Origin of the sequence: Pseudomonas migulae NBRC 103157, assembly GCF_002091715.1 — a bacterium.
In the GTDB taxonomy this organism is placed as follows: Bacteria; Pseudomonadota; Gammaproteobacteria; order Pseudomonadales; family Pseudomonadaceae; genus Aquipseudomonas; species Aquipseudomonas migulae_A.
The window spans coordinates 61,351-68,038 of sequence record NZ_BDAG01000038.1 but is presented as its reverse complement, the minus strand read 5'-3'; the positions used below and the strand labels follow the sequence as shown (position 1 = coordinate 68,038).

The window sequence follows — 6,688 nt, the reverse complement described above, 5'->3', positions numbered from 1 at the left end:
ATTTGTTCTGTGTCGTAGCAGAGGTATTTGATTTTTAAATACTGCCCCGGACTTTCTGATTTGCGGCCACCAGGGCTCGCGCGCCTAATCAGGCCCTTGTCATTCAAGGTTCCATCGATGGAAAACGTCCGCGCCACTTCCCGCCCTGCCCTCTGGCTGATGGTCAGCATCATTCTCGTCGCCCTGAACCTGCGCCCCTCCATGGCGGCGGTCGGCCCTTTGCTGTCGGCCATTCGCGGCGATATCCCGTTGAGTTACAGCCTGGCCTCGCTGCTGACCATGCTGCCGGTGATGGCCATGGGACTGGCGATGTTCTTCGGCCTCAGCGTCAGCCGATGGCTCGGCGAACAACGCACGGTAGTGGTGTCGTTGCTGATCATCGGCCTGGCGACGGTGTCACGCCTGCTCCTCGACTCCGCGGCCGAACTGATCCTCAGTGCCGTGCTGGCAGGCGTCGGTATTGCGCTGATCCAGGCACTGATGCCCGCGCTGATCAAGTCCCGTTTCAGTGACAACGTCTCCGTGTGCATGGGCTTGTACGTCACGTCGATCATGGGTGGCGCAGCGATTGCCGCGTCCTTCGCGCCGCTGGTGATGACGCGTACCGGCAGTTGGCGAATGGGCCTGGCGATCTGGGCGGTGCTGGCGCTGCTGGCGTTGTTGTTCTGGCTAGCCCAACGCTCGGGAGTACCGATACCGATACCGGCCGCTCAAGCGCAGCGAAACGGTTCGTTCTTCGCCAATTCCCGCGCCTGGTTACTCGCGATCTTCTTTGGTCTGGGCACGGCGTCCTACACCTGTGTGCTGGCCTGGCTGGCGCCGTACTACGTGGAAAAAGGCTGGAGCGAACAAAACGCTGGTTTGTTGCTGGGTTTTCTGACGGCCATGGAGGTGTTGTCGGGCCTGCTGACGCCGGCGATCGCCAACCGCAGCCGTGACCGACGCCTGGTGCTGATGGTGTTGCTGGCGCTGATCATGGCCGGTTTCTGCGGGCTGATCCTCAGCCCGCAACACCTGAGTCTGTTGTGGCCGTGCCTGCTGGGGCTGGGCATCGGCGGATTGTTCCCCATGAGCCTGATCGTGTCGCTGGATCACCTGGACAATCCACAACGTGCGGGCGCATTGACCGCCTTCGTTCAAGGCATCGGCTACCTGATCGCCGGTCTCTCGCCACTGATTGCCGGGATGATCCGCGATCAACTCGGCAGTTTCGAATGGGCCTGGTGGTCGCTTACGGGCGTCATGGCGCTGATGCTGCTGATGGCCCTGCGCTTTAACCCACGGCACTACGCCCGTCACATTCACTGACCCGGAACGGACATCATGAAACACGCCGGTTTCGCCACCGCTCACCTCGGCATGCTGCTCTGGGCCCTGTTAATTGCCGCTTCGTTTTCCGCGGCGGCGCAGGTCAGCCAGGCCATCGACCCGGTCTTGCTGACCGGTTTACGCCTGCTGTTTTGCGCCCTGGTGTTTTTGCCGTTGCTGCTGTTCAAGGGCGACCTCGCCATGACCCGCAACGGTCTGCTCGGCCATGCCGTACTCGGCTTGTTGCTGGCGGTGTACTTCGGCTCATTGTTCGAGGCGCTGCGCTACACCTCCGCCGTCAACACCGGGACAATGTTCACTCTGGTGCCACTGCTGACCCTGTTTTTCGAAGCCGTGTTGATGCCCGACAGCCGCCTGCGGCAACGCGTCGTTCCCATGCTGATGGCGGCTGCCGGCGCGGTATTGCTGGTGCTCAAAGGTGCGGGGCCAGGCGAGTTGCCTTCGCTCTATGCGGTGTCGGTGTATGGGACCGGTTGCCTGGCGATGGCGCTCTACTCTCCCTTGAGCCAGCGGCTCAAGGCCGGCAGCCTCAAAGGTCGCGGCCCGGTGGGCATGACCTTCTGGAACATGCTGTTCGGCGCGCTGTTCCTGCTGGCGTTCTGTGGCTTCAGCGGAGGCTGGCGATCGGCGTCCTTGCTGACAGTGAACGACTTCGTTTGGCTTATCTACCTGGCGCTGTTCGCCACACTGGCGACCTTCTGGCTGCTGCACCGGGCCATCGGCGTCATCGCCCCGTCGTCGGTCATTTCCTACATTTACCTGAGCACGCTGTGCATCACACTGTTTCATTGGCTCTGGTGGCGTCAGTCGCCGCTGCCGCTGGAAATCATCGGTGCAGTGCTCGTCGGCATCGGCATGCTGGCGCTGTTGATGTCCAGCCGCCGCACCCTGCCCGCCTCTGTTCAGCGCTGAAGGTCGCCGGCACTGCCTCACAACTATTGGCGAAACTTCCTACAAGCCATTCTCCTGGCACCATCGTTCCGTTAGGATCGTTCGCACGAGTTTGCGCTCAATCAGCGCACGGATCACAGCGAGACGAATGGATGCTGAACAGTAACTTGCTTAGAAAACTCGACATGCAAGACCTCATGGTGTTTATCGCCGTGTACGAACAAAGCAGCGTCACCGGCGTGTCCGAAACACTCTGCGTCAGCCAGTCGACCGTCAGTTATTGCCTGAAAAAGCTGCGCACCGGTTTCGAAGACGAGTTGTTCATCAATACCCGCGCCGGTATGCGGCCCACCTACAAAGCCAGCACCATGTACGCCCACGTGCTGAAAATTCTGGAAAGCATCAACCTCTGTCACGCCGGTGCACCGACGTTCGACCCCAGCTTGCAACCGGTCACCTTCAACATTTGCGCACCGGAATACTTCGAGCAACTGATCCTGCCGCGCCTGTTGAAACGTTTCGATTTCGCCGACTGGCCAGTGCTGGTCAACATGCACAAGTTCGAAACCGACATCCCGGCCGAGGAACTGCGCGACGGCAGCCTCGACCTGGTGATTGGCTTCGGCCCGAACTTTCATCGCAATCACACCGACTTCAAATCCCGGATGCTGCTGGAAGATGATCTGGTCTGTGTCTTCGATAAACGCGCCACACCGCTGGAGCCGCGTTTAAGCCTGCAAGCCTTTACCGAACGCCGTCATGTGTTTCCGACACCCTGGACGTCCAACACCAACATGGTCGACGGCTGGTTGGCGCAGCAAGCGCAAAAACGGCAGATCGTCGCGCGATCCAACAGCTACAGCGCGGCGCTGAAAATGATCACCGGCACCGACTTCATCGTCACCCTGCCCCGGCGCATCCAGCAGTTGCTGGCCAGCGAGGCCATCTTCAATCACTGCGAAGCGCCCAACGGTCTGCCGGGGTTCACCCTCGACATGCAGTGGAGTCAAAGTGCCGATGAAGACTGCGCCAATGCCTGGTTGCGTGAGCAAGTGGTGCAGGCCTGCACCGAGCAGGAAATGACCTGAGACTCAGTTGTTGATGGCGACTTTGCTGTAGGACTCTCGATCGATGTCGAGGATTTCCACGGCCAACTGGACTTCCACGCCCGTTGGCCACTCACACAGTTCCTGCACCACAGCCAGCAGGCTTTCGGCCAACTGTTTTTTGATCGCTGGCGAGCGACCACTCAACAACGCCAGCTTCACATGCACGAACGCCCGCTCAGCCAATGCCGTGCCGACCTTGAACGTCTCGACCTTTACCGCGCGACTCTTGATGTCGTATTCGGCAGCAAACTGACCGGAAGCCACCAGCGAATTGTTCAGCCGGATCAGGGCCAAATCGGCATTCAGCCCGGGCAGGTTGGCGGTGTATTCCATGTGCAGGTGGGGCATGACGTGGCTCCTTGAGATTGGCGCAAAGGTCGTACGTATATCACAGAGTTGCCCTGTTCACTGGAGCGGCGGCGACTCGAAGCGCTCACTCATGAACGCCTCCAGTCGCGAGCGCAGCCAGCGTTCGGCAGGGTCGGTGTCGACGTGGCTGAGCCAGACCATGGACAGGTCCAGAGTCGGGGTCTTGAACGGAAAGGGCTCCGTGAACAGCTGGCCGGACGCCGCCATCGCCTCGGCGGCGTAATCCGGCAGGCTGGCGATCAGATCGGTTCCGGCCAGCAAGGCTGGCAACGAGCTGTATTGCGGCACGGATAAAACCACCTGGCGTGTGCGACCAATCTCCGCCAGCCACTCATCGGCGTAGCCACTGACATTGGCGGTGTGGGACACCAGCACGTGAGGACGCGAACAATATTCATCGAGGGTCAGCGGCGTGGCGGACGCATCGGCGCGCAAGATGCTGGGCTGGATGTGCCGCAGCAATTTGCGCTTGGCATTGGCCGGAAGACCGCGGGTCTGGCTGATACCCACGGTGATATCGCCGGACGCCAATAAATCGGGAATCCGCCAGTAATCCACATGCTGCACCACAAAAACCACCTTCGGCGCTTCCTGGCGCAGGGCACGCAACAACGGTGGCAGAAGGCCAAATTCGACATCGTCCGACAGCCCGATGCGGAAGGTCATGGTGCTGCTGGCAGGGTCGAAATCACGGGTCAGGCTCAGGGCCACCGACAGCGAATCCAGCGCTGGCGACAGGTACTGAATCAGCTCCTCGGCCCTGGCGGTCGGCTCCATGCGATGACCGACGCGAATGAACAGCGGATCGTTGAACATCGTGCGCAAGCGGTTGAGCGCCGAACTGATGGTTGGCTGCCCGAGAAACAACTTCTCCGCCACCCGGGTGACGTTGCGTTCAAGCATCAAGGTTTCGAACACCACCATCAGGTTGATATCCGCCTTGCGAAGTTCGTTGCGATTCATCCAATGCCCCCAGTCCCCAAATCTGCCGACAGTTTAGGTAGCTGTCGCAAGCGGCGTCTATGCGACTCAAGCAGTCTGCGTTTGATCCGAGCGCAAGGTTGCCTGCAAAGAAGCTGCCCTCACTGAGCAGCTTCACCACTTGGGGTTCAGATTTCCTTCACCGGGGTGTGATCGTGAGTCCCCTTGATCAGGCTGATGGCATGCGCGCAATCCGCCTTGTTGATGTACGCCTCGCCGCTGGCAATCGTTTCATGGTTCCCCGCCCTCAAGCGCCACCGCCATTGACCTTTGCCAGTCTGGAGGGTGCCGCGGGTTTGCCTGTAAATCTCAAAATACATTTTTCGCTCCTTGCGATGGCTGATAACCGCAGGTCCGTGCCCTGCGAAACCAGAGTAGATGAGGATGTTTTGCGGTGGGGAGTTTCAGTGTCAGGGGATATTTCCAAGGAAAACCTTGAATGTTCAGGCCGGCAAATGGATTCGGGGGTGAGTAAACAGACTGACTCAGGCAAGTAACTTTTCTCGTGAATCGGTATATCTTTCTTACGCCGGGAGGCGACCGAATCCGACGCAGCAACGCCGCTGACGGTGTTCCTTCCGTAGAATCCAAGCACGACCAAACAGCTGTCTTCGCGTCCGGAGTTCCCTGGAAATCCGCTCAGTAGAATGCAGTTTTCTGAATCATCAAATGGAGTTGTACATGCACCGGGGCATCACGTTTACTCTCATCATTCTGACCACAGCACTCAGTGCATGTACGTCGAACAGTCCCTCCACGGACCCATCCCTCGTAGGCTCATGGCAAGGAATGCGCGAAGAACACGGCAAATGCCAGTTCCTGTCCTGGAATACGAATTTCGAGCCCAATGGTCGCTTCTCGATCACCTTCTTCCGAGACGCGCAACGGACCCAACCCATTCAAACCGAGCGAGGTTCCTGGTCTGCGGCGAATGGCAAGAATGAAATGAAAACGGACGGTGTCCGGACTCCGGAAATCTATGAGTACAAAATACTGGATGGGAACTCCATTCACTACGTAAACACCGTCACAGATCCTACCGCCGACTGCCAAGAGGACTACGCGTTTACGGAACATCGTATTCGCAACTAAGCGTTAACCCCTCACTCCTCCGAGAACCAAAAAGCCCCGCAGATTTTCATCTACGGGGCTTTTCTATGTAACGTCCAGCCGATTGCAGCAGAGTGAGGGGGGACAGTTTCAGTTTTTCCAGTCAGGAGCCGCATCGTTACGGGAATCCCGAGGATGTGGATGCGGTGGTGACTTGGGTGATTACGCCGCCTTCGTTTTGAGGTCCGTTCACAGATTTTTCTGATGAGTCGAGGCATCAGCTTGCAGGGTCAGCGGTTGATCTGCGACCAGCTCCACATCACTCTCAAGCTCTGCCCGAGGTTCGGGGGCGACAGTGTCAGAACGGGCTAAAAGCCGCTGTACACCTCTTTCAATCAGCGAAAGCAATCCATAGCTGATAAAGCCAAAGATCAGCCCGACCACCAAAATGCTCAAAGGATGAATTTGCACGGCGTCCTGGCTTTCCAGCATGTATTGAAAAGCCTGAACAGCCACAGCCACACAGGCCGCAGCGGCTGCTATCAGCTTCACAGACAACCAAAGACGCCGCCATCTGTTCATGACATCACCTGTCATTCGATCAGTTGCTCTGTATTGCAGGATAGACAATGAGCTTGGTTCACGGAATGCCGTGTTGCATTGCTGTGTTCCTCGACGCGATGGCCGCGTTCTTCCCCCAAAATTCCCCCAAAACAAAACGCCGGAAACGAAAAAGCCCCGTAGCTTAATCAGCTATGGGGCTTGATGAGATGGTCAGCCAGAATCCCTGCAGATTTAAGCTTGCAGGGATTTTTTGTTTAATCCTGCGGCAGACTCCGGCATCGTCTGACAGCCCCTTCCTGATTTGTCCAAGCCCCTGGCGGCATCACGCTTAGCCCCTAAGCTCTGCGCCGTGCGGGGCAAAAAGGCCCTGACCATCGACAATCATGCGAACTCAA

At 58.3% G+C, this 6,688-nt stretch carries 8 protein-coding genes and 1 pseudogene; 5 read left to right on the top strand and 4 right to left on the bottom strand.

Features of this window, described 5'->3' with window-relative positions:
* The first annotated feature begins 117 nt into the window (after positions 1–117).
* The 3 genes from PMI01S_RS24315 to PMI01S_RS24305 all read left to right on the top strand — a co-directional run bounded on the left by PMI01S_RS24315 (position 118) and on the right by PMI01S_RS24305 (position 3,308).
* Positions 118–1,308 carry a cyanate transporter gene (locus PMI01S_RS24315; protein WP_084322679.1) on the top strand — a complete coding sequence of 397 codons (1,191 nt, stop codon included), beginning with the start codon at positions 118–120 and terminating at the stop codon, positions 1,306–1,308.
* A 15-nt stretch (positions 1,309–1,323) separates the two neighbouring features.
* Positions 1,324–2,241, top strand: coding sequence for a DMT family transporter (locus PMI01S_RS24310; RefSeq protein ID WP_084322678.1), 918 nt, complete (start codon positions 1,324–1,326; stop codon positions 2,239–2,241).
* 131 nt (positions 2,242–2,372) lie between these two features.
* Positions 2,373–3,308 (top strand): LysR family transcriptional regulator, encoded by a 936-nt coding sequence (locus PMI01S_RS24305; protein ID WP_084322677.1) that lies wholly within the window; start codon positions 2,373–2,375, stop codon positions 3,306–3,308.
* Between the two features lie 3 nt (positions 3,309–3,311).
* Here the strand turns inward: PMI01S_RS24305 and PMI01S_RS24300 are convergent, their stop codons facing one another.
* The 3 genes from PMI01S_RS24300 to PMI01S_RS24290 all read right to left on the bottom strand — a co-directional run bounded on the left by PMI01S_RS24300 (position 3,312) and on the right by PMI01S_RS24290 (position 4,999).
* Complete coding sequence (locus PMI01S_RS24300) at positions 3,312–3,677, bottom strand: 5-carboxymethyl-2-hydroxymuconate Delta-isomerase (RefSeq protein WP_084322676.1); 366 nt, start codon at positions 3,675–3,677, stop codon at positions 3,312–3,314.
* A gap of 57 nt (positions 3,678–3,734) precedes the next feature.
* Positions 3,735–4,661 (bottom strand): LysR substrate-binding domain-containing protein, encoded by a 927-nt coding sequence (locus PMI01S_RS24295; RefSeq protein ID WP_084322675.1) that lies wholly within the window; start codon positions 4,659–4,661, stop codon positions 3,735–3,737.
* Between the two features lie 146 nt (positions 4,662–4,807).
* The gene (locus PMI01S_RS24290; RefSeq protein ID WP_084322674.1) at positions 4,808–4,999 is read right to left on the bottom strand and encodes a YegP family protein; all 192 of its coding nucleotides are present in this window, start codon (positions 4,997–4,999) and stop codon (positions 4,808–4,810) included.
* Positions 5,000–5,468: 469 nt separating this feature from the next.
* Here PMI01S_RS24290 and PMI01S_RS24285 point away from each other — a divergent pair, with 469 nt between their 5' ends.
* Both PMI01S_RS24285 and PMI01S_RS24280 read left to right on the top strand, forming a co-directional pair.
* The gene (locus tag PMI01S_RS24285; protein WP_307641741.1) at positions 5,469–5,771 is read left to right on the top strand and encodes a hypothetical protein; all 303 of its coding nucleotides are present in this window, start codon (positions 5,469–5,471) and stop codon (positions 5,769–5,771) included.
* Positions 5,772–5,869: 98 nt separating this feature from the next.
* Positions 5,870–5,971, top strand: a pseudogene (locus PMI01S_RS24280) (cupin domain-containing protein); the annotation flags it as partial.
* 7 nt (positions 5,972–5,978) lie between these two features.
* Here the strand turns inward: PMI01S_RS24280 and PMI01S_RS24275 are convergent.
* The gene (locus PMI01S_RS24275; protein ID WP_084322672.1) at positions 5,979–6,311 is read right to left on the bottom strand and encodes a hypothetical protein; all 333 of its coding nucleotides are present in this window, start codon (positions 6,309–6,311) and stop codon (positions 5,979–5,981) included.
* Between the last annotated feature and the right edge of the window lie 377 nt (positions 6,312–6,688).

What these genes read in the sequence shown, in the direction of transcription:
- PMI01S_RS24315 (WP_084322679.1), top strand. Translation starts at nt 118, where the DNA reads ATGGAAAACGTCCGCGCCACTTCCCGCCCTGCCCTCTGGCTGATGGTC.
- PMI01S_RS24310 (WP_084322678.1), top strand. Translation starts at nt 1,324, where the DNA reads ATGAAACACGCCGGTTTCGCCACCGCTCACCTCGGCATGCTGCTCTGG.
- PMI01S_RS24305 (WP_084322677.1), top strand. Translation starts at nt 2,373, where the DNA reads ATGCTGAACAGTAACTTGCTTAGAAAACTCGACATGCAAGACCTCATG.
- PMI01S_RS24300 (WP_084322676.1), bottom strand. Translation starts at nt 3,677, where the DNA reads ATGCCCCACCTGCACATGGAATACACCGCCAACCTGCCCGGGCTGAAT.
- PMI01S_RS24295 (WP_084322675.1), bottom strand. Translation starts at nt 4,661, where the DNA reads ATGAATCGCAACGAACTTCGCAAGGCGGATATCAACCTGATGGTGGTG.
- PMI01S_RS24290 (WP_084322674.1), bottom strand. Translation starts at nt 4,999, where the DNA reads ATGTATTTTGAGATTTACAGGCAAACCCGCGGCACCCTCCAGACTGGC.
- PMI01S_RS24285 (WP_307641741.1), top strand. Translation starts at nt 5,469, where the DNA reads ATGCGCGAAGAACACGGCAAATGCCAGTTCCTGTCCTGGAATACGAAT.
- PMI01S_RS24275 (WP_084322672.1), bottom strand. Translation starts at nt 6,311, where the DNA reads ATGAACAGATGGCGGCGTCTTTGGTTGTCTGTGAAGCTGATAGCAGCC.